The following is a 21,241-nucleotide window of genomic DNA, read 5'->3' on the forward strand; positions in this document are numbered from 1 at the left end:
CGCCGCTGGCGCCGTGCCGGGTGGCTGAGCACGGCGCCGCGGGCGCCGTGCAGGCTGCTGCACCCGGCGCCGCGCCGCCGTCGTGCGTTGGTTGGCCCATCCGGAACCGATAACATGGACGAGGCTGGCTGTGGTCCCCGTACGCCACAAGCTACGAAGCCTTAACCTTGAATAGGAGACACCCGTGTCAGATGCCCAGCAGATCACCCTTCTCGTCGATGGCGAAGAGACCAAGGTGGCTACCGGGACCACCGGCGCGGAACTCTTTTTTGAGCGCCGCGACGTCGTAGTGGCCCGCGTGAACGGCGAGCTTAAGGATCTGGACCAGCCGCTGCCCGAAAACGCCACGATCGAGGGCGTCACCATCGGCTCCCCGGACGGACTCAACGTCCTGCGCCACTCCGCGGCCCACGTCATGGCCCAGGCCGTGCAGCAGCTGCGCCCCGACGCCAAGCTCGGCATCGGCCCCTACATCACGGACGGCTTCTACTTCGACTTCGACGTCGAGGAGCCGTTCACGCCGGAGGACCTGCGCCAGCTGGAAAAGATGATGCAGAAGATCATCAACCAGAACCAGAAGTTCGTCCGCCGGGTGGTGAGCGAGGACGAGGCCCGTGAGGCGATGAAGGACGAGCCCTACAAGCTCGAACTGCTGGGCAAGAAGAACAACGCCGCCGATGCCGGGGAGGGCGTCAACGTCGAGGTGGGCGCCGGCGACATCACCATCTACGACAATGTGGACCGCAAGAGCGGCGACAGCGTCTGGTGCGATCTGTGCCGCGGCCCGCACCTGCCCAACACCAAGCTCATCTCCAACGCCTTCGCCCTGACCCGGTCATCGGCCGCCTACTGGCTGGGCAACCAGAGCAACCAGCAGCTGCAGCGCATCTACGGCACGGCCTGGCCCACCAAGGAAGCCCTCAAGGCCTACCAGGAGCGCATCGCCGAGGCCGAGCGCCGCGACCACCGCAAGCTTGGCGCCGAACTGGACCTGTTCTCCTTCCCGGACGAGCTGGGCTCCGGCCTGCCGGTGTTCCACCCCAAGGGCGGCATCATCCGCAAAGCCATGGAGGACTACTCTCGCCAGCGCCACGTCGACGCCGGCTACGAGTTCGTCTACACGCCCCACATCACCAAGGGTCACCTCTACGAGGTCTCCGGCCACCTGGACTGGTACCGCGACGGCATGTTCCCGCCGATGCACATCGACGCGGAACTCAACGAGGACGGCACGGTCCGCAAGCCCGGCCAGGACTACTACCTCAAGCCGATGAACTGCCCCATGCACAACCTCATCTTCCGTGCCCGCGGCCGATCCTACCGCGAGCTTCCCCTGCGGTTGTTCGAGTTCGGCTCCGTCTACCGCTACGAGAAGTCAGGGGTCGTGCACGGCCTCACCCGCGTCCGGGGCATGACCCAGGACGACGCCCACATCTACTGCACCCGCGAGCAGATGAAGGATGAGCTCACCACCACGCTGAACTTTGTCCTCGGCCTGCTCAAGGACTACGGCCTGGACGACTTCTACCTGGAACTGTCCACCAAGAACGAGGACAAGTTCGTTGGCGAGGATGCCGCCTGGGACGACGCCACACGCACCCTGGCCGAGGTGGCCGAAGCCTCGGGCCTGGACCTGGTGGCGGATCCGGGCGGAGCGGCGTTCTACGGCCCCAAGATCTCCGTGCAGACGAAAGACGCCTTGGGCCGCACCTGGCAGATGTCCACCATCCAGCTGGACTTCAACCTGCCGGAACGCTTCGAGCTCGAATACCAGGCAGCCAACGGCACCCGCCAGCGGCCCGTCATGATCCACCGTGCGCTCTTCGGATCGATCGAACGCTTCATGGGCGTCCTGACCGAGCACTACGCCGGCGCCTTCCCGGCGTGGCTGTCCCCGGTGCAGGTGGTCGGCATTCCGGTGGCCGAGGCGTTCAACGATTACATGTTCGACGTCGTGGACCGGCTCAAGGCCGCGGGCATCCGCGCCGAGGTGGACATTTCCTCGGACCGTTTCCCGAAGAAGATCCGCACCGCCAGCAAGGACAAGATACCGTTCGTGCTGATCGCCGGGGGAGACGACGCCGAGGCCGGCGCCGTGTCCTTCCGCTTCCGTGACGGCAGCCAGGACAACGGCGTGCCGGTGGCAGAGGCCGTCCAGCGGATCGTCGACGCCGTCCGCAACCGGACCAGCTAGCGGACAGGGAAGAACCAGGCATGCAGGACACCACAGGGGCCGCTCCGGAATATCCGGGCGACGACGCAGTGACGGACGACTTCGGCCTGGCCGGAGTTCCGGACGCTTTCCAGCGCCTGTGGACCCCGCACCGGATGGCGTACATCAAGGGCGGCCAACACCAGTTCAAGAACCCGGACGATTGCCCGTTCTGCGTCGCGCCCGGACGCAGCGATGATGAATCGCTGATCGTGTACCGGGGCCGGACCAGCTACGCGGTGCTGAACCTGTTCCCGTACAACCCCGGCCACCTGCTCATCTGCCCGTACCGGCACGTGCCGGACTACACGGACCTGACCGTGGAGGAAACGGCGGAATTTGCCGAGCTGACCCAGACGGCCATGCGTGTGCTGCGCAAGGTCGCCAACCCTTCCGGCTTCAACATCGGCATGAACCAGGGCGTGACCGGCGGGGCCGGGATCGCCGGCCACCTGCACCAGCATGTGGTGCCGCGCTGGGGCGGGGACGGCAATTTCTTCCCCATCATTGCCCAGACGAAGGCCATCACGCAGACTCTGGGCGAGGTCCGCCAGCAGGTGGCGGAGGCGTGGCCCCAGGAGTCCGAACATAAGGCAACCGACAGCGCGCAGGAGTCTTCCGCCAGGGAGCCAGATGCTGAATAGGCACGCGCGCGGCTTCTTCACCGCGCTGTTCTCCCCGCTCGCCCGCTGGCTGCTGCGGATCGGTGTATCCCCGGACGCCGTCACCGTGGTCGGCACCCTCGGCGTCGTCGTCGGCGCCCTCGTGTTCTACCCGCTGGGGCAGCTCTGGTGGGGGACCCTCTTCATCACGGCGTTCATCTTTTCCGACGTCATTGACGGCATCATGGCGCGGATGCAGCAGCGCGAAGGCCGCTGGGGCAACTTCCTGGACTCCACCCTCGACCGGTTGGCGGACGGCGCGCTGTTCGCCGGCGTCGCCGTCTGGTTCTTCACCGGCGGCGCGGACACGCCGATCGCGGTTGCCGCCCTCGTCTGCCTCGTGCTGGGGATGGTGGTCTCCTACGCCCGGGCCAAGGCCGAAGCCCTCGGCTTCCACGCCAACGTCGGCGTCGCCGAGCGCGCCGAGCGGCTCGTCTCCGTCCTCGTGGTCACCGGGTTCACCGGCCTTGGCCTGCCAAGCGTGGTGCTCTTCGCGACGCTGTGCCTGCTGGCATTGGCCAGCCTGGCGACGGTGGTGCAGCGGATCGTTGCCGTACACCGCCAGTCGCTCGACGAAACCGAAGGCACCGCCACCGAACAGGCGGCCTGACGGCCCCTTTTTGCCCCCGCCGCGGCGCGGGGAACCGGAATTCAGCCGTGTCGCAGCCGGGGGCTAGTATTAGCACTACCGGCCAATGGATCCGGTAATCCGGTGTGTGCGAGAACGGCATCTGTGTGCCGCCTGCACCCCGGCGAGGTCATCTATCTACCCATAGGGGTTTTTGTGTCTACACCTGATGTAAGCAGCGAAGCCGGCGCGTCCGCCAAGAACGTCACGGGCAGCAACCGCGTCAAGCGCGGCATGGCGGAGATGCTCAAGGGCGGCGTCATCATGGACGTCGTCAACGTCGAGCAGGCCCGCATCGCCGAGGATGCCGGTGCCGTGGCCGTCATGGCGCTGGAACGCGTTCCCGCCGATATCCGCGCCCAGGGCGGTGTGTCCCGCATGTCCGATCCGGACATGATCGACGCGATCATCGCGGCCGTGTCCGTGCCCGTCATGGCGAAGGCCAGGATCGGCCACTTCGTCGAGGCCCAGATCCTGCAGTCGCTCGGCGTGGACTACATCGACGAGTCCGAGGTCCTGACCCCGGCCGACTACACCAACCACATCGACAAGTGGAACTTCACGGTTCCCTTCGTTTGCGGCGCCACCAACCTCGGTGAGGCCCTGCGCCGCATCAACGAGGGCGCGGCCATGATCCGCTCCAAGGGTGAGGCGGGCACCGGCGACGTCTCCAACGCCACCACCCACATGCGCCAGATCCGCGCCGAGATCAAGAGGCTGGCCGGACTGGCCGAGGACGAGCTCTACGTCGCGGCCAAGGAACTGCAGGCCCCGTACGAACTGGTCAAGGAAGTTGCCGCCACCGGCAAGCTCCCCGTGGTCCTGTTCACCGCCGGCGGCATCGCCACCCCGGCCGACGCCGCGATGATGATGCAGCTCGGCGCCGACGGTGTCTTCGTCGGCTCCGGCATCTTCAAGTCCGGCAACCCGGCCCAGCGCGCCGCCGCCGTCGTGAAGGCCACCACCTTCTTCGATGACCCGGACGTGATCGCCAAGGCCTCCCGCGGCCTGGGCGAGGCCATGGTCGGCATCAACGTGGACGAGATCCCGCAGCCGCACCGCCTCGCCGAGCGCGGCTGGTAGTTCGCGCCTGTGGGGCGCCGGACGGCGCTGATCCTCTGCGTGCTATTCCCCGCGCCTTGTTGGCAGCTCAGGGGCTGCTCGGGGCGCGGGGCCCCTTTTACGCACGCTGCCGGATCACACCGTCCTTCGCCTTGCGCTCCTGATTGAACGAGTCCGGCCCGTCACCTCTCCAGGTGGCGGGCCGGCGTCGTTTGCGTTCCGCGGCCGTTAGTCGAGGCCGAGGCGCTTGAGCAGCGGCTCAAGTTCGGCGTCGCGCCCCCGGAAGGTGCTGAAGGATTCCAGCGGGTCGCCGCTGTTGCCGCGGGAGAGCAGCTCGGCGCGGAAGAAGTCACCGTTGGCCCGGGTGAGCCCGCCGTTTTCCTTGAACCACTCCGCCGTCTCGGCGTCCAGCACTTCGCTCCAGATGTAGGAGTAGTAGCCCGCGGCGTAGCCGGCGCCGGCGAAGATGTGCTGGAAGTAGCCGGTGCGGTAGCGCGGCGGGATCAGGCTGTGCGCCACTCCGGCCGCGGCCAGCGCCTTGGCCTCGAATTCCAGGACGTCGCTGGGCACCTCGGAGCCGTCCAGGACATGCCAGGCGAGATCCAGCAGGGCCGCGCCCAGGTATTCGGTGGTGCCGAAGCCCTCGCCCCAGAGCCGGGCGGCGTCGAGTTTGTCCACGAGCTCCTGGGGCAGTGCTTCGCCGGTGGCGTAATGGCGCGCATAGTTGGCCAGGACCTCCGGCCACATGATCCACATCTCGTTGACCTGCGAGGGGTACTCCACGAAGTCCCGCGGCACCGAGGTGCCGGAAAACCGCGGGTAGGTCACGGAGGAGAACAGTCCGTGCAGGGCATGGCCGAACTCGTGGAAGGTGGTGCGGAGCTCATCGAGGGTCAGGAGCGCGGGCTCGCCGGCCGGCGGCTTGGAGATGTTGAGGTTGTTGATCACCACGGGCCGGGTGTTCAGCAGCCCGGACTGTTCCACGAGGGAGTTCATCCAGGCCCCGCCGCGCTTGGACTCGCGGGTGTAATAGTCGCCCAGGAACAGGCCCAGTCCAGTGCCGTCGGAGTTCCTGACTTCCCAGACCCGAACGTCCGGGTGGTAGCCGGTGAGGTCGCTGCGTTCGTGGAAGGTGATGCCGTAGAGGGCATTGGCGGCGAAGAACACACCTTCGTTAATGACGCGGTCCAGCTCGAAGTAGGGGCGCAAAGCTTGTTCGTCCACGGCGTACCGTTCGCGCTTGACCTTGGCCGAGTAGTACGCCCAGTCCCAGGCCTCGAGCGGGTGCCCGGCGACCTCGGCCAGCGCCTCCGCCTCGGCGTCGGCGTTCCGCACGGCGGCGGGGGCCAGCCGGTTCATCATGGACTGCACGGCCGCGAAATCGGGGGCGGTCTGCCGGTCCACGGTGAGCTCGGCATAGTTGGCGAAGCCCAGGAGCGCGGCCTTCTCGGCGCGGAGCCTGACCGTCTCCTTGACCAGGTCCAGCACATCGAGGCTGCCGCCGCTGCTGCCCCGGCCGATGGAGGCCTCGTAGAGCCGCCGGCGGACGTCCCGGTTTTCCAGGGCTGCCAGCGCCGGCTGGTTGCTGGGCTGGATGAGGGTAAGCAGGAACTTGCCCTGGTGTCCGGCCGTGCGGGCTGCCGCCGCCGCGCTGGCGACGTCGTCGGCAGGGAGTCCGGCGAGTTCGGCCGCGTCGTCCAGGAGCAGGGAGGCGGACTTCATTCCGTCCTTGACGCGCTGGCCGAACTCGGTGCCGCGGCGGGAGAGCTCCGCATTGACGGCCTTGAGGCGCTCCTGCCCCGCCGCGTCCAGTTGGATGCCGGACTGGCGGAACTCCTTGAGGTACTCGTCGACGAGTCGGCTGGATTCGGGGTCGAGCTTGTCAGTGTTGATGGCGGCGAAGCGCTCGAACAGGCGCCGGTTCAGGTAGACGGCGTCCTGATGGGCCGAGAAGAGCGGGGACAGCCGGGTCTCCAGCTCACGGATCGTGTCCGAGGCGTCGGCGGAAACGATGGTGAAGAACGACGCCGCAGCCCGCTGCAGCAATTGGCCGGACCGCTCCATCGCCAGGGCCGTGTTTTCGAAGGATGCCGGACCGGGGGTCTCGACGATCGTGTGGATCTCCGCCAGATGCTCGGCGAGGCCGGCTTCGACCGCTTCGGCGTAGTGCTCGTCGTCGATCACCGCGAACGGCGGCAGGCCGAACGGCAGGACACTGGGGCTCAGTAACGGGTTAGTCATGAAATAACTCTTTCATGTATGCGGAGAGTTCTCAACGGTGCCGGCGGCATTTTGTGATGCTGCCCTATGCTTGGTCAGCATGGAGCAATTGAAGGAACGACGGCGGACCGTCGCGGCGCACGGAGCCGAACTGGCTGTGTTTGAGTACGGCCCGGAACCGGCACCAGATGTGCCGACGGTGCTGCTGGTGCACGGTTACCCGGACAACCATCAGGTGTTCCTGACGGCCATCAGGGACCTCGCCCGGACCCACCACGTGGTTGCCTACGACACCCGGAACGCGGGCGCTTCGGCCGTCGTCGCGACCCCAGGCGACTTCACGCTGAAGACGCTGGTGGACGACGTGTTCGCCGTGCTGGCGGCCGTGGGCGCCGCGGACGTGCATCTCGTGGGCCATGACTGGGGGTCGATCCAGGGCTGGGCCGCCGTGCAGGATCCGCGGGCCGCGGGCCGGATCAGCCGGTACACCAGCATCTCGGGCCCGGACCTGCGGCACTTCGCCCGCTGGGTGCGCAGCCGGCGTTGGCGTCCCCGCGCCTGGCCGCAACTGGCGGGACAACTGTTGCGCAGCTGGTACATCGCCGCGTTCCTCGTGCCGAAGCTGCCGGAGGCCGCCTGGCGCCTGTTCCGCACCAAGCGCTACGAGCAGACGGCGAAGCGCGACGTCGGCAATGATCCCGTCCGCGGGCTGGCGCTCTACCGCGCCAATTTCTTCTCGGCCGGGAACTGGCCGGCGGGCGGCCGCGTGACAATGCCCATCCAGGTGGTAGTGCCACTCAAGGATTCCTTCCTGTCTCCGGACCTCGTGGAGGGACTGGATTCGTGGGTGGAAAACCTCACGGTCATCCGGGTGGACAGTGGCCACTGGTGGCCGGCATCCCGCCCGACGGAGTTCGCGGAGCTGCTGCGGGGAAGCCACGTCAGCCGATGATCCTGGGCGCCTCCGGCCGCCAGGAAGCCCGGCACGGGCCTTGCCCGGCCTCCAGGAGCCCGGCACGGGCCTTGCCCGGTGCGGGGGTGACGCTTACGGTGGTGTTGACACGGGGACTCGGTGATTCAGCTCTTGTCGCTCACGGACGGGAGGCGTTGATGGCGCGAGTATCGGCGGCGCAGCGGACGGCCAGGAACGGTACCTTCCGGAACGGCATGGACTACCTCAGCTGGGGCAACGGCCGGAAGACGCTGCTGTTCATCCAGGGCGGCCCGGGGAGTGCGGTGCCGCAGGGGATGATGCGCCGCATGTTCCGCCGGCAGTTTGAGCCGTATCTGGACGCCGGATTTGCCGTCTGGATGGTCACGCGCCGCCGGAACATGCCGCCGGAGCACACGATTGCCGATATGGCCGACGACTACGCCCAGGTGATCACCGAGGAGTTTGGCGGCCACATCGACGTGGTGGTGGCCGAGTCGTTCGGCGGGATGATCGCCCACTACCTGGCGGCGTTGCATCCCCACGCATTCGGCCGGGTTGCCGTGGTCATCGCAGCAGCCGAAGTCAGCGACTGGGGTAAGGACGTTGACTCCCGGATGGCGGCTGCCCTCGCCAGCGGCGACACCGGAGGAGCCGGGAGAGCCTTCGCCGAGTACCTCGTTCCGGGGCCGCACGGGCGGTGGCTGCGCCGGTTGCTGGGGCCCGCCATCGGCGGTCGCCTGCTCGCTGCCTCCCCATATCCGCCAGAGGACATCCGGACCGAAGCCCGGGCGGAACTGTCCTTCAACTCACGGGCGGTACTGCCGAGGATCCGGCAGCCGGTATTGCTTATTTGCGGCGACAGCGACCGGTTCTTCCCGAAGGATGTTGCCCTTGAGACAGCCAGACTGATCCCGGACTGCACCCTGATCTGGTACGAAGGCCACGGCCATCTCCGGGTGGCCGCCAGCAGCCGGGTCGCACGCGACGTGCTGGCATTCGTCAACCGCAGGTGAGACTGCTTCGGCCTCAGCGGAGGTGGCGCGGAATGTGTCCGGCCGGTTCGTGTGCCGCAAGGTCAAGGGTCATGAAGATGCTGTTCGGATCGAGGACGTAGCCGGCAAATGGCGGGCAATCGAGAAATCCATGCCGGTGATACAGCCGACGTGCGGGGGCGAAGAACTCCTGGCTTCCGGTTTCCAGAAACAATCGTTCGTGGCCGCTACGCCGGGCTTCGTCAACGATATGGGCCAGCAGGAGCGCGGCTATGCCCCGGCCGCGGGCGTGGGCGGCTGTGTGCATTGACTTGATCTCACCCTGACGGGCTTGCAGCTGTTTGAGGGCTCCGCAGCCGAGGACCCTGGCGTCCTGCCGCGCAGTCCAGAAGGTGATGGCTGGGCCGGAAAGCGCCGCAGGATCGAGCGCGTGCACGCTTTCCGCGGGCGACGTGGCGGACATGTCCGCTAGATGCCCGCCCAAGAGCTCCAGGACATCTCGGCGCCGGGGGTCATCCCGCTCGATCCGAATCATGCTGAAAGCTCCTCCGCCGAATCTATGGCCGGTCACCCAATCTACCGGATAGCACGGCCTCAGTAGGCTGCTGCCATGGAATCTCTCAACGAGGCCGCATCCGGCAGCTGGCTCGTGCCGCTCCTCGACCCGGCGGCCAGGGACATGCATAGCGTCGTGCCGCACGGCTATGCCGCCTACGCCCGGGTTTTCCACCCGGCGGCCCGGGACCGGCCTGCAGATACTTTGTCCTGGCACGGGCAGGACAGAGAAGTCCTGGTCGACGTCGACAGTGAATCCGTTCCGTGGAAGGAGGTGGCACGGACGTTCGGCACGTCGATGCACGCCCTCGCGCAGTATCACCGCCTGCCGGGGCCGGCCGCGGGGCCGTACCGTGAGGTCCTCGACGCCGCGGGCTGGCGCTACTCCGAGCCGTGGCAGGGGAACTTGGACATCCACGTGCTGGCCGCGGCGGCGTCGATCCTTTCCCGGCACACGACGACGCCGGGCAAGGGCGTCGCCGCGATTTGGGAAGGGTGGGGCGGCCTCACGAGCTCGGCCGGATACAGCCAGTTGAGCTTCGGCACGGACGGCGGAGGCGGACGAGGAACCGTAACGCTTGGCGCCGAGGACGGGGCCGGTTCAGGGCTTCTGCCGGCCAGCGTGGTACGCGGGCCGAGGCTTGAGCTTCCCGGCCGCAGTCACTTTCTTTTTTCGTCTTCCCCGGCCGAATTCACCGACCCGGCCTGGGTCCGCAACGCGCCGTGGCACCATGATCCGCGCTGGCCGCAATCACCCAGCCTGCTCTGGCCCGAGGACAGGGCCTGGGCACTGGTCACGGAGATCGACTTCCATTCGACCATCATCGCCGGCAGTTCGGCGCTTGTGGCCGAGCTCGTCGCGGATCCGGCGATCGAGGCCCTTGAGATCCCCGAAGGCGCGGATCTGACCTGGGATGCCGGGAACTAGTGGGAGGAGTGACGAACCCTTCCCCCACGCCGCGGACTGGAACTGACGCAGCTCGCCTTTTTGCTGCCGGCGTCCGTGGTTCTTCTTTTCTCGAAGTTCAGGGAGTCTTACGTGCCAACTCGAGCATGCTGGCCCGGTCGCGGCGGTACATGGCGGCGTGTTCGGCGAACTCGGCACGTCCCGTTGCCATGACGCGGCCGTCGGTGAAATCGGCGAGCTCGCCAAGCCTTTCCGCGAGGATTTCAAAAACGTCCCGGTGCTCAAAGTGCACGCCGTAAGCGTCGATCAAGGCATCGAGACGACCCCGTCGTTCGTTCTCGTCCGGCGCTGCGTCGCCCCCATTTTCTCCCAAAGGCACGAGCCGGTAGGCCAGGAAGGCAAAGTCCCAGGCCCGGGGGCCAGGCGAGGCTGTGTCGAAGTCGATGAGCCCGACGAGACGGCCCTTCTGGAACACCATGTTGTAGGGCGAAACGTCGTTGTGGCACACGACTTCTGCAGGCTCATGAGTGGGCAATTGCCAATGGAGGTCGGCTGCGGCAAGCTCCGCGCTTGCCTCGTGGATGCGTCGAAGGAGCGCTCCGGCGTCGTGCAAGATGGACGGACTCCATACCCATTCCGGAAGCGGGTAGTGCGCGGCGTCGCCGGGAAGATAGCTGAGCACTTCCCGTCCACGCCCGTCCATTCCGAGGGTCGCGGGGACTTCTGTGATTCCGGCGGATCGTAAGGTATTGAGCAGGGCGTGCACCGCGGGCGTCCATGGCCCTGCGCCCCGGCGGACTGTCTGACCAATGCGTGTCACGACCGTGGAATTACCGCCCGCCAGAACGTCTCCTTCTTGATTCACAGCACCACGCTAACCTGGGCGCAAGTGCGCCCGCATCACGGTCGAAATCGAATTGCGGCTAACCGGGCAACAATTCCAAAATCCCTGGGGGTAGAACGGTGCAACGGTGGATCAGCTACGGATCGCAGAAGGGCCGGGACCGAGACCGGCTCAATTCGCGGCAACCAGTTCTATTTCGAACCCGTCGGAATTCACCAGATAGGCAGCATAATGTCCGGGGCCGCCGGCATTCGGGTATTTTTCCGGAAACAACGGATTCCAACCGTGCAGCGGGGCTTTGTCTGCTAAGGCGTCAACCCGCTGTGCGCTTCCGGCGTGGAATGCCAGGTGATTGAGTCCGGGCGCGGTGCGGTGGTGCTCGCGGCTGCTCAGGTCCAGCGACTCTTCGACAACCAAGTAGGTCTGGCCCCGGCGCCAGCTGAGTCCGTGGGGCCAGCTCTGGTAGGCCTCGTATCCCAGGCTGGTCAGGATCCATCCCCATTCCGCCTTGGCGCGCACCAGGTCTGGCACCCACAGCTCGACATGGTGCAAGGCACCTTCGGAATCACCGCTCACGTCCTGAGTCCGCTGTCAGCGCGGCCGGCGGGCCGCGTGCTCGCGGGCGAGGACGGCGTAGGAGTCATCCGGCGTGCCGGGGATGAAAGTGCCGTGCTTGCGTTCGACGGCAGTCCGGATCAGGAAGTCTGCCAGCGCCGGGTTCTTGGGCAACAGCGAGCCGTGCAGGTAGCTCGCCACGATGTTGCGGTAGCGGGCGCCTTCCTGACCGTCGGTGCTGTTGTTGCCCGTGCCCTTGGCCGTGGATCCCAGCGGGGAGACGCCCGGCCCGAGCGTGGTCTGGCCGCTGTGGTTCTCGTACCCGAGGATGCTGCCGAATTCCGGGGAGGCCACCGCGACGTTGCCGATCAGCCGCACTTCGGTGCCGTGCGTTTCCACATCCAGGATGCCGATTCCCGGAATGACCGAACCCAGCCGGGTCTTGAAAAACTTCCCGAACAACTGGTACAGCCCGCAGATCACGAGCATGGGGGTGCCGTCCTCGGCCAGCTCCCGCAAGGTGGATTCCCGGGACAGCAGATCGTCCTTGATCACCAGCTGTCCGCTGTCCTGGCCGCCGCCGCCGAGGATCAGGTCCACGTGGGCGGGGAAGTCGTCGCCGACGTTGTATTCGAGCAGTTCCGGTGTGTAGCCGTGCCAGCGCAGGCGCTGGGCGAGGACCAAGGCGTTGCCCCAGTCTCCGTAGATATTCATGTCGCGCGGATAGAGCTGCAGGACCCGGATGGTTCCCTTGCTGGGGGCGGCGGAGTCCTCCGGCGGCAGCTCGTGCCCGAAGGAGAGCCCGTGCCCGGACTGCCGCCCGGCCTGCCCGGACGAAGATTCGGGGGTCATGAGACCACCTCCACTGTGGTGATTTTGGCTAGCTCGCGGCGGATGGCCAGCATGGCTGTGTAGGTGCAGAAGATCCGTTTCGGCTTGTCCTTCGCGCCGCGGATGAAGGCAGCCAGTGCGGGCGCGATTTCGGTGTTGACGGCGCCGATGGGGACGTCGTCGTACTGCAGCCGGAGGGCCATGTCGTAGGCCCGCGAGCCGCTCAGCTGGTCCACGCCCTCGTCACGGAGGGTGTCGAATTCGACGTCCCAGAGCCAGGACATGTCCCGGCCGTCTGCATAGTTGTCATTGATCGCGATCATGGTGGCGTAGCCCGCGGCGGGAAAGGATTTCAGGCCGAGCCGGAAGCCGCTGGGGTTCTTCACCAGCACCAGTTCCAGCGGCAGGCCGTCGACGACGAGGCTTTCGCCGCGGCCGAACGCCGGCGCCACACGGGACAGTGCCCGGAGCAGGCCGTCGTTATCTGCCACAGCCCCGTCCCGGACCGCGATGGCCCGGGCCAGGGTCAACGCGGCGGCCGCGTTGAAGATGTTGTAGACGCCGCGGAGCTTCATCGCGGTGGTGACGGTGACGCCGTCGTACTCAAAGTCGGCATCGTCGGCACCGACCCGGCGCAGCACGACGTCGGCGTGCGGCCTCGCGGGGGCAGGAGGCACCGGGCTGCCGGGGGCCGCCCGCATCTCGTCGTCGTTGGGAAAGGTGCTCAGCAGGGAGTCGTCCAGCCCGAAATACAGGGCCTCGGGCCCGTTGAGCGTTTCCGCGATCCGGGCGACGCGCGGGTCCTCCCGGTTCAGCACGACGGTTCCGGTGGTCTTGGAGGCAACATGCTGCAAGAGCTCCGCGGTCTTGTCGATCTCCCCGAAGCGGTCCAGCTGGTCCCGCAGGACGTTCAGCAGGAGGCTGTAGCGCGGCGGCACCTGGTTGACGAAGTGCACGGCGTGGGCCTCGTCCAGCTCCAGCACCGCGACGTCGGCCGTGAGCCTGCCGCGCCAGTCCACCTCGCCGAGCAGGGCAGCGGCGACGCCGCGGGTGAAGTTGCTGCCGGTGCGGTTGGTGAAGACCGTCAGGCCCTGGCTTTCCAGCAGCTCCACGACCATCTTTGTGGTGGTCGTCTTGCCGTTGGTACCGCTGACGACCGCGACGCCGAGGGGCAGCGTGGACAGTGTCCGCTGCATGAAGCCGGGGTCGATTTTTTCAACCACCAGCCCGGGAAGGGCAGAGCCTCCGCCCCTGAGCCGGGAGACCCGGCGGACGAGCTTGCCGAGCGGAACACTGAAGTAAAACATGCTTTGTAATATATCCCAGCGGCGGCATGGAAGCCTGCCGGGTGGCAGCGCCTGGTGCCGTTCGGGAAGACCCGTCCCACTATGCTGGTCGAATGACCAACCCCCTTTCTGCGCTTGAATCCCGCGCGGGCGCAGGCCTGCGGATCGGAGTCCTGGCACTCCAGGGCGATTTCCGCGAACACCTGCGCGCAGTGGAGGATGCCGGCGCCACCGGCATCGGAGTCCGCCGCCCGTCCGAGCTGGACGGCCTCGACGGCCTCATCATTCCCGGCGGCGAATCGACCACCATTGACAAGCTGTCGAGGATTTTCGAACTCCGGGAGCCGCTGTGTGAGAGCATCCGGGGCGGGCTGCCGGTCTACGGTTCCTGCGCCGGCATGATCCTGCTGGCGAACGAGATCGCCGACCCGGCCAGGGACCTCGCCGGGAATCCGCAGCAGACCTTCGGCGGCCTGGATATCACGGTCCGCCGCAACGCCTTTGGCCGTCAGCGGGAATCCTTCGAGACGGACCTCGATTTCAAGGGGCTGGAATTCAGCGCCACGGAGCACGGCGTGCCCCCCGTCCATGCCGTCTTCATCCGGGGGCCCTGGGTTGAGCGAGTGGGGGACGGCGTGGAGGTCCTCGCCAGGGTGGAGCCGTCCAGGGCAGGCCACCCCGAGGCGCTGGACGGGACGGCTAGAATTGTTGCTGTGCGTTCCGGCCAGCTGCTGGCCACCTCCTTCCACCCGGAAGTGACGGGCGAGAAGCGCGTGCACGAATTGTTTATTCGAATGATCAGAGGAGAAGCGTAAGCATGTCAGGCCACTCCAAATGGGCGACGACCAAGCACAAAAAGGCCATCCTCGACAGCCGCCGGGCCAAGTCGTTCGCCAAGCTGATCAAGAACATCGAAGTTGCAGCGCGCATGGGCGGACCGGACCTCGCGGGCAACCCCAGCCTGGAGCTGGCCGTCACCAAGGCCAAGAAGACCTCGGTCCCCGCTGACAACATCGACCGCGCCATCAAGCGCGGCGCCGGCCTCACCGGCGAAGTGGTGGACTACACCGAGATCATGTACGAATGCCGCGGTCCGCAAGGCTCGGCGCTGCTGATCGAGTGCCTGACGGACAACAAGAACCGTGCCGCCTCCGAGGTCCGGCTCGCCATCTCCCGCAACGGCGGCACCATCGCCGATCCCGGTTCGGTCAGCTACCTCTTCTCCCGCAAGGGCGTCGTCTCGCTGCCGAAGAACGGCCTGGGCGAGGACGACGTGCTGATGGCCGTCCTCGACGCCGGCGCCGAGGAAGTCAAGGACAACGGCGACAGCTTCGAGATCCACTCCGAGCCGACCGACCTCCAGGCCATCCGCGATGCCCTCACGGAAGCCGGGATCGAGTACGAGACCGATGAGGCCGAGTTCGTGCCGTCGATGCAGGTGCCGCTGGACCTCGACGCCGCCAAGAAGTTCTTGAAGCTCGTGGACGCCCTGGAAGAACTCGACGACGTCCAGAACGTCTACAGCAACGCCGACCTCAGCGACGAAGTGCAGGCCGCACTGGAAGCCGAGTGACCCTTCGCGTCCTCGGCGTCGATCCGGGCCTCACCCGCTGCGGGATCGGCGTCGTGGACGTTGAGACGAACCGCCGCGCCACCATGGTGGCGTTCGGCGTCGTGGGAACCTCTCCCGAGGAAAGCCTCGACCAGCGGCTGCTGGTCATCGCCACCTCGATCGACGAGTGGCTGGACAAGTACGAACCGCACGTCCTCGCCGTCGAACGCGTCTTCTCCCAGCTCAATGTCAGCACGGTGATGGGCGTGGCGCAGGCCTCCGGCGTGGTGATCGCCGCCGCCGCCCGCCGCGGCATCCCGGTGGCGCTGCACACGCCGTCGGAGGTCAAGGCCGCGGTCACCGGCAGCGGAACGTCCAACAAGGACGCCGTGACCAAACTGGTGACCAAGATCCTCCGCCTCGATGCCCCGCCGCGTCCGGCCGACGCCGCCGACGCCCTGGCGCTGGCCATCACCCACGCCTGGCGGGCCGGCAGCGGGACTTCTAACAAGGGCGCAGTCACCACCGGACCCGGCAGCCAGTCGTTGACCCCGGCCCAGCGGGCGTGGGCGGACGCGGAAGCAAAAGCGCGCCGTGCGCGCTGATTGTCAGGCCCGCTTGGTAGGGTATTCGTATATATGTTCGGATAGCCGGTTCTTCCGGCTTAAATTGTCAGCTGTAAACCCAGGAGCCCGGCTTTGATCAGTTTTCTCCGCGGAACCGTAGCGCACGTCGGCCTGTCCTCGGCAGTGATCGACCTCAACGGCGCAGGCATGAGCGTGAACGCCACGCCGCAGACCCTCGGCAGCCTGCGGGTGGGTCAGGAGGGGAAGCTCTTCACCTCCTTGATCGTGCGGGAGGACTCCCTCACCCTCTTCGGGTTCTCCAGCGATGACGAACGCGAGGTGTTCGACATCCTGCTCAGTGTCAGCGGCGTCGGTCCCCGCCTGGCGCTGGCCGTCCTGGCCGTGCACGAACCCGAGGCCATCCGCGTCGCCGCCCACTCCGGCGACGGCAAGGCCTTCACGAAGGTGCCCGGAATCGGACCCAAGGTCGCCGGACGGATCGTGCTGGAACTGGCCGGCAAGCTGGTGCCGCACGGGACCGCAGGCCCCACGGCCCCGGCGGCATCCGCGGAAGCGGTCTGGAAGCCGCAGGTTGTCGCGGCCATGACGAGCCTCGGCTGGTCCGAAAAGGACGCCACCGCCAGCATCGATAAATCCCTGGCCGATTCCCCCGAACTGGCGGAGAAGGGCAACGTGGCCGAGATCCTTCGCGCCACCCTCCGCTGGCTGGGCCAGGACGGCGCCCGCGCCGGGAACAGGGTAGGCGCCCGTGGCTGAGCCGTCGCTCGTCGCCGGGGGAGAGGAGCCGGAGGAGCGGGTCATCGAGGCCGCGCTCCGGCCCAAGAACCTGCACGACTTCGTCGGCCAGCACCGGGTCCGCAAGCAGCTCTCCCTGGTGCTGGAGGCGTCCCGCATGCGCGGACGCAGCGCCGACCACGTGCTCCTCTCCGGGCCTCCCGGGCTGGGCAAGACCACGCTTTCGATGATCATCGCGGCCGAAATGAACGCCCCGCTGCGGATCAGCAGCGGCCCGGCCATCCAGCACGCCGGCGACCTCGCCGCGATCCTGTCCTCCCTCTCCGAGGGCGAGGTCCTCTTTCTCGATGAGATCCACCGGATGTCCCGGCCGGCCGAGGAAATGCTCTACATGGCGATGGAAGACTTCCGCGTCGACATCATCGTCGGCAAAGGTGCCGGCGCCACCGCCATCCCGCTCGAACTGCCGCCTTTCACCCTGGTCGGTGCCACCACCCGGGCGGGTCTCCTGCCGGGACCGCTGCGGGACCGCTTCGGCTTCACCGGCCACCTCGAGTTCTACTCGGTGGAGGAACTCGAACTTGTGCTGCGGCGTTCCGCCGGGCTCCTGGATCTCAAGGTCAACTCCGCCGGTTTCAGCGAGATTGCCGGACGCTCCCGGGGCACACCCCGCATCGCCAACCGGCTCCTGCGGCGCGTGCGGGACTGGGCGCTGGTGCACGGTATCGAGCAGATCGATGCCCGGGCAGCCTCCGCCGCGCTGGACATGTACGAGGTGGACAAGCGCGGCCTCGACCGGCTGGACCGTGCCGTTCTCGAGGCGCTCATCACGAAGTTCGGCGGGGGACCGGTTGGCCTGTCCACCCTCGCGATCGCCGTCGGTGAGGAAACGGAGACCGTGGAAACCGTGGCCGAGCCATACCTCGTCCGCGAGGGACTGCTGGGGCGGACACCCCGGGGCCGGATTGCCCTGGCACCGGCCTGGACCCACCTCGGCTTTGCCGTGCCGGCCGGAGTCTTCGCGCAGGACCCCCTGGAGCTGTTCCCGGCCGAGGACATCGGTGAAGAACTCGGTGCAGAACTGGGTGAGGAAGCGGATCCGGAATGGATCCGTAACAGTCAATAACACCACCCCGTGAGCTTTTCCCTTTAGACTGGAATGACGCTCGGCACGTTCGGGTCTTTGTTTCTGTGGGCGGCGCGCATCTGGCCGCTCCTGGCCGGGTATGGTTTTCCGGCAGGTACGCTGCCAGGCACCGCCAGGCAGGGAACCTGCCAGGTGGCCCGGAGTGAAGCGGACGTTGCTGAAACCCAGCTAGGCAAGTAAAAGAATGGAATTTCCCCTTGGATCCAATGACAATTCTCCTGTTCGTCATGCTCGGCGTGTTCGTCTTCATGATGTTCCGCCGCAACAAGAAGACGCAGCAGCAGCAGGCGCAGCTCCAGTCGAAATTCGGCCCCGGCGTCGAGGTGATGACGAGTTTCGGCCTGTACGGCCGCATCGTCGAAATCGATGAGGAAGAGAACAAGGTCCTGCTCGAGCTCTCCCCGGGAAACACCGCCACCGTGCACCGTCAGGCCGTCACCAAGATTGTTGAGCCGGTTGTCGCGGCCGAGGAGCCCGCGGTGGTTCCCAACGACGCTTCCTCGCTGACCACTGAAAAAGCGGACAGTGCCGCTCCTGTCAATGAAGCGCCCCGCAATGAAACTCCTGATGAAACTCTGCGCCGCCTCAATGACGAAGGCAAGAAAGACAGCTAGTCTGCCTACCTGAGCTATCCCGCGAAGTAACGGTTGCGGGCATCCGTCGGTGCGTGCCTCCGGGCCCGCACCGGCGGTTCCTCCGTAAATAAGAGAAAGATCGACAATGGCACGTACTGGCCCCAAAAACACAGCCCTCAGGGTGCTGGTCTGGCTTGGCGTAATTCTCGCCGTCCTGACTGCAGTCCTGGCGGGCGGCACCATGGCCGGCCAGGCGAGCTGGGCTCCCAAGCTCGCCCTGGACCTTGAAGGCGGCACCCAGATGATCCTGGCGCCCAAGGTGGAGGGCGGCGGTTCGGACATCAACGAAGAACAGCTCAACCAGGCCGTGGCGATCATCCGCCAGCGCGTGAACGGCTCGGGCGTCACGGAAGCTGAAATCAGCACGCAGTCCGGCCGCAACGTCGTGGTCAGCCTCCCGGGCACCCCTTCCAAGGAAACCCGCGCGCTGATCCAGGCCTCCGCCGACATGAACTTCCGCCCGGTCATTCAGGCCGGGCCCGGCGCAGCTGTTCCCGCGGAGTCCAGGACCCCGGACGACAAGCTGCCCCAGCCCACGGCCGCGCCTGCCAACAGCAGTGATGAGAACTGGATCACCCCCGAGGTCTACAAGCAGTTCGAGGCGCTCGACTGCGACAACCCCTCCCAGGACAAGCAGGAACGCTCCGACCCGGCCAAGCCGCTGGTCACCTGCGAGCCGGCGTCGGCCAACTCGCCGGCCATCAAGTACATCCTCGGACCGGTTGAAGTGAAGGGCTCGAACATCAAGGCTTCTTCCTTCCAGCTGCAGGCCGGCGCCCAGGGCGCCGTAACCAACGAGTGGGCCGTGAACATCCAGTTCGACGACCAGGGCACGGCCAAGTTCAAGGACGTCACCGAGCGCCTGTACCAGTTCTACACCGCCGGCGGCGGCCAGGGCGGCTCGGATCCGAAGGCCCAGTTCGCGATCGTCCTCGACGACCAGGTCATCTCCGCGCCGCGGTCCCTCGCCGTCATCACCGACGGCCGCCCGCAGATCACCGGCGGCTTCACCGAGCAGTCCGCGAAGGCCCTCTCCGACCAGCTGCGTTTCGGCGCCCTGCCGATCAGCTTCGAGATCCAGAGCGAACAGCAGATCTCGGCAACCCTTGGCGGGGAGCAGCTCCGCATGGGCATGCTCGCCGGCCTGATTGGCCTGCTCCTCGTGGTGGTCTACTCGCTGTTCCAGTACCGGGCGCTAGGCTTCGTCACGGTAGCCTCCCTCGTGGTGGCCGGCGCGCTGACCTACCTGGCCATCGCGATCCTGGGCTGGACCGAAAACTACCGCTTGTCCCTCGCAGGCGTCGCAGGCATCATCGTCGCGATCGGCCAGACGGCGGACTCGTTCATCGTCTACTTCGAACGCATCCGTGATGAGCTGCGTGAAGGCCGCGGCCTCGTCTCGGCGGTGGAGAACGGCTGGAAGCGCGCCAAGCGCACCGTCCTGGCGTCCAAGGCCGTGAACCTCCTCGCCGCCCTGGTGCTGTACTTCGTGGCAGTGGGCAACGTCCGCGGTTTCGCCTTCACCCTCGGCCTGACCGCGATCGCTGACCTCATCGTCGTCTTCATGTTCACGCACCCGACCCTTCAGCTGCTGGCCCGCACCAAGTTCTTCGGTGAAGGCCACAAGTTCTCCGGACTCGACCCGAAGCGCCTCGGCGCCGTGCCCCTCTACCGGGGAGCGGGCCGGATCCGCACGCCGGAGGACAAGCCCGCAGTGGTCCGTGCCAAGAACACTGGCGCCGCGGCCGAAGCCGAACGCAGGATGACCATTGCAGAACGCCGCCTCGCGGAACGTCAGGAACAGGAAAAGCAGGGACAGCTTGCCGGTTCCTCCAAGAGCGCGTCCAAGGAGGGCAAGTAAATGGCCAGCTTCTCTACTTTCGGTAATGAGCTGTACACGGGCAAACGCTCGTACGACTTTGTCGGGTCGAAGAAGATCTGGTTCCTGATCGCGGCCGTCCTGGTTGCGCTCTCGGTCCTGCTCCCGGTCGCCAAGGGCGGCTTCAACCTCGGCATCGAGTTCCGCGGCGGATCCGAATTCACCGTCTCCAATGTCAAGACCACGGACGCGACCGTCGGTGAGCAGGCCGTTCAGGGCGTTGTCGCCGGCAGCATCCCGCGGGTGGCGAATGTCGCCGGCACCACGATGCGCATCCAGACGGACAAGCTCACCGACGACGAGACGCTGCAGATCAAGGAAGGCCTCACGCAGGCCTACGGGGTGACCGAGAACGAAGTGACGTCCACGTTCATCGGGCCCACCTGGGGCGCAGACGTGACCAAGCAGGCCCTGCTGGGACTGCTGATCTTCGTCGGCCTCGCCGCCGTGATGATGGCGCTGTACTTCCGCACCTGGAAGATGTCACTGTCCGCCATCGCCGGCATGGTCGTGACGATGTTCATCACGGCCGGTGTCTACGCGCTCAGCGATTTCGAGGTGACGCCGTCGGCCATCATCGGCTTCCTGACTGTGCTCAGCTACTCGCTCTACGACACCGTGGTGGTATTCGACAAGATCCGGGAAAACACCGCGGACCTGCAGGCTTCCACCCGGCGGACTTTCGGCGAGGAAGTCAACCTGGCCGTCAACCAGACCCTGGTCCGTTCCATCAACACGATGATGGTGGCCATCCTTCCCGTCGGTGCAATCCTCTTCATCGGCGCCGGGCTGCTGGGGGCGGGAACGCTGCGGGACCTCTCGCTGGCGCTGTTCTTTGGCATCCTGATCGGAACGGCCGCGACGATCTTCATCGCCGCGCCGCTCTACGCCTGGCTGCGTCAGAACGAACCTGAGCTGGTCAAGCAGGCCAAGCGCGTGGAGCAGCGCCGGGCAGAGGCTGCGGCCAAAACCGCCGCACCGGCCACGGCGTAGCCTGCGGCAGGTTTCGAGCCATGCC

Annotated in this window: 21 protein-coding genes; 15 read left to right on the forward strand and 6 right to left on the reverse strand. The window is 66.6% G+C overall.

The genetic code is table 11. From position 1 onward, the window contains the following. Nucleotides 1-184: 184 nt before the first annotated feature. The 4 genes from thrS to pdxS all read left to right on the forward strand — a co-directional run bounded on the left by thrS (nucleotide 185) and on the right by pdxS (nucleotide 4,585). Nucleotides 185-2,194, forward strand: a complete 2,010-nt coding sequence (gene thrS, locus ABIB26_RS07450; protein WP_354240999.1) for a threonine--tRNA ligase — start codon at nucleotides 185-187, stop codon at nucleotides 2,192-2,194. A gap of 20 nt (nucleotides 2,195-2,214) precedes the next feature. Then, nucleotides 2,215-2,856, forward strand: coding sequence for an HIT family protein (locus ABIB26_RS07455; protein WP_354241001.1), 642 nt, complete (start codon nucleotides 2,215-2,217; stop codon nucleotides 2,854-2,856). Continuing rightward, nucleotides 2,846-3,484 carry a phosphatidylinositol phosphate synthase gene (gene pgsA, locus ABIB26_RS07460; protein WP_354241003.1) on the forward strand — a complete coding sequence of 213 codons (639 nt, stop codon included), beginning with the start codon at nucleotides 2,846-2,848 and terminating at the stop codon, nucleotides 3,482-3,484. Before ABIB26_RS07455 ends, pgsA begins: the two co-directional genes overlap by 11 nt. Before the next feature lie 174 nt (nucleotides 3,485-3,658). Then, the gene (gene pdxS / locus ABIB26_RS07465) at nucleotides 3,659-4,585 is read left to right on the forward strand and encodes a pyridoxal 5'-phosphate synthase lyase subunit PdxS (RefSeq protein ID WP_354241005.1); all 927 of its coding nucleotides are present in this window, start codon (nucleotides 3,659-3,661) and stop codon (nucleotides 4,583-4,585) included. A 207-nt stretch (nucleotides 4,586-4,792) separates the two neighbouring features. Here pdxS and ABIB26_RS07470 read toward each other — a convergent pair whose 3' ends face one another. Next, nucleotides 4,793-6,805 carry a M3 family metallopeptidase gene (locus ABIB26_RS07470; protein WP_354241007.1) on the reverse strand — a complete coding sequence of 671 codons (2,013 nt, stop codon included), beginning with the start codon at nucleotides 6,803-6,805 and terminating at the stop codon, nucleotides 4,793-4,795. Nucleotides 6,806-6,884: 79 nt separating this feature from the next. Here ABIB26_RS07470 and ABIB26_RS07475 point away from each other — a divergent pair, with 79 nt between their 5' ends. Together ABIB26_RS07475 and ABIB26_RS07480 are read left to right on the forward strand one after the other, a co-directional pair. Further along, a complete protein-coding gene (locus ABIB26_RS07475) occupies nucleotides 6,885-7,736 on the forward strand; it encodes an alpha/beta fold hydrolase (RefSeq protein WP_354241009.1) in 852 nt (283 codons plus the stop codon). Nucleotides 7,737-7,894: 158 nt separating this feature from the next. After that, on the forward strand, nucleotides 7,895-8,731 hold the full coding sequence (locus ABIB26_RS07480) for an alpha/beta fold hydrolase (protein ID WP_354241010.1): 837 nt from the start codon (nucleotides 7,895-7,897) through the stop codon (nucleotides 8,729-8,731). Between the two features lie 13 nt (nucleotides 8,732-8,744). On the opposite strand, the gene ABIB26_RS07485 is transcribed toward ABIB26_RS07480, so the two are convergent. Beyond that, the gene (locus ABIB26_RS07485) at nucleotides 8,745-9,245 is read right to left on the reverse strand and encodes a GNAT family N-acetyltransferase (RefSeq protein ID WP_354241012.1); all 501 of its coding nucleotides are present in this window, start codon (nucleotides 9,243-9,245) and stop codon (nucleotides 8,745-8,747) included. A gap of 75 nt (nucleotides 9,246-9,320) precedes the next feature. On the opposite strand from ABIB26_RS07485, the gene ABIB26_RS07490 reads away from it, so the two are divergent. After that, nucleotides 9,321-10,193 (forward strand): hypothetical protein, encoded by an 873-nt coding sequence (locus ABIB26_RS07490; RefSeq protein WP_354241013.1) that lies wholly within the window; start codon nucleotides 9,321-9,323, stop codon nucleotides 10,191-10,193. A gap of 97 nt (nucleotides 10,194-10,290) precedes the next feature. On the opposite strand, the gene ABIB26_RS07495 is transcribed toward ABIB26_RS07490, so the two are convergent. From ABIB26_RS07495 to ABIB26_RS07510, 4 genes are all read right to left on the reverse strand, one after another. Beyond that, entirely contained in the window at nucleotides 10,291-10,854 is a 564-nt protein-coding gene (locus ABIB26_RS07495) for a phosphotransferase (RefSeq protein ID WP_354241015.1), read from the reverse strand. Nucleotides 10,855-11,187: 333 nt separating this feature from the next. Continuing rightward, entirely contained in the window at nucleotides 11,188-11,592 is a 405-nt protein-coding gene (locus ABIB26_RS07500; protein ID WP_354241017.1) for a VOC family protein, read from the reverse strand. A gap of 15 nt (nucleotides 11,593-11,607) precedes the next feature. Then, the gene (locus ABIB26_RS07505; protein WP_354241019.1) at nucleotides 11,608-12,423 is read right to left on the reverse strand and encodes a type 1 glutamine amidotransferase; all 816 of its coding nucleotides are present in this window, start codon (nucleotides 12,421-12,423) and stop codon (nucleotides 11,608-11,610) included. After that, entirely contained in the window at nucleotides 12,420-13,709 is a 1,290-nt protein-coding gene (locus ABIB26_RS07510) for a Mur ligase family protein (protein WP_354241021.1), read from the reverse strand. Before ABIB26_RS07510 ends, ABIB26_RS07505 begins: the two co-directional genes overlap by 4 nt. A gap of 92 nt (nucleotides 13,710-13,801) precedes the next feature. Between ABIB26_RS07510 and pdxT the strand changes: the two genes are divergently transcribed. From pdxT to secF, 8 genes are all read left to right on the forward strand, one after another. Further along, entirely contained in the window at nucleotides 13,802-14,503 is a 702-nt protein-coding gene (gene pdxT, locus ABIB26_RS07515; RefSeq protein WP_354241023.1) for a pyridoxal 5'-phosphate synthase glutaminase subunit PdxT, read from the forward strand. A 2-nt stretch (nucleotides 14,504-14,505) separates the two neighbouring features. Next, nucleotides 14,506-15,261, forward strand: a complete 756-nt coding sequence (locus ABIB26_RS07520) for a YebC/PmpR family DNA-binding transcriptional regulator (protein ID WP_354241025.1) — start codon at nucleotides 14,506-14,508, stop codon at nucleotides 15,259-15,261. Beyond that, nucleotides 15,258-15,845 carry a crossover junction endodeoxyribonuclease RuvC gene (gene ruvC, locus ABIB26_RS07525; protein ID WP_354241027.1) on the forward strand — a complete coding sequence of 196 codons (588 nt, stop codon included), beginning with the start codon at nucleotides 15,258-15,260 and terminating at the stop codon, nucleotides 15,843-15,845. The genes ABIB26_RS07520 and ruvC overlap by 4 nt, the downstream gene beginning before the upstream one ends. 93 nt (nucleotides 15,846-15,938) lie before the next feature. Continuing rightward, a complete protein-coding gene (gene ruvA / locus ABIB26_RS07530) occupies nucleotides 15,939-16,583 on the forward strand; it encodes a Holliday junction branch migration protein RuvA (RefSeq protein ID WP_354241029.1) in 645 nt (214 codons plus the stop codon). Beyond that, nucleotides 16,576-17,688, forward strand: coding sequence for a Holliday junction branch migration DNA helicase RuvB (ruvB, locus tag ABIB26_RS07535; RefSeq protein ID WP_354241030.1), 1,113 nt, complete (start codon nucleotides 16,576-16,578; stop codon nucleotides 17,686-17,688). Before ruvA ends, ruvB begins: the two co-directional genes overlap by 8 nt. A gap of 227 nt (nucleotides 17,689-17,915) precedes the next feature. Next, nucleotides 17,916-18,323, forward strand: coding sequence for a preprotein translocase subunit YajC (gene yajC / locus ABIB26_RS07540; protein ID WP_354241032.1), 408 nt, complete (start codon nucleotides 17,916-17,918; stop codon nucleotides 18,321-18,323). Between the two features lie 106 nt (nucleotides 18,324-18,429). Beyond that, nucleotides 18,430-20,205 carry a protein translocase subunit SecD gene (gene secD / locus ABIB26_RS07545; protein WP_354241034.1) on the forward strand — a complete coding sequence of 592 codons (1,776 nt, stop codon included), beginning with the start codon at nucleotides 18,430-18,432 and terminating at the stop codon, nucleotides 20,203-20,205. Further along, nucleotides 20,206-21,216: a protein translocase subunit SecF gene (gene secF / locus ABIB26_RS07550; protein WP_354241036.1), complete on the forward strand. Its 1,011-nt coding sequence runs from the start codon at nucleotides 20,206-20,208 to the stop codon at nucleotides 21,214-21,216. The last annotated feature ends 25 nt before the right edge of the window (nucleotides 21,217-21,241 follow it).

Source organism: Arthrobacter sp. UYEF20 (assembly GCF_040546335.1).
GTDB lineage: Bacteria > Actinomycetota > Actinomycetes > Actinomycetales > Micrococcaceae > Arthrobacter.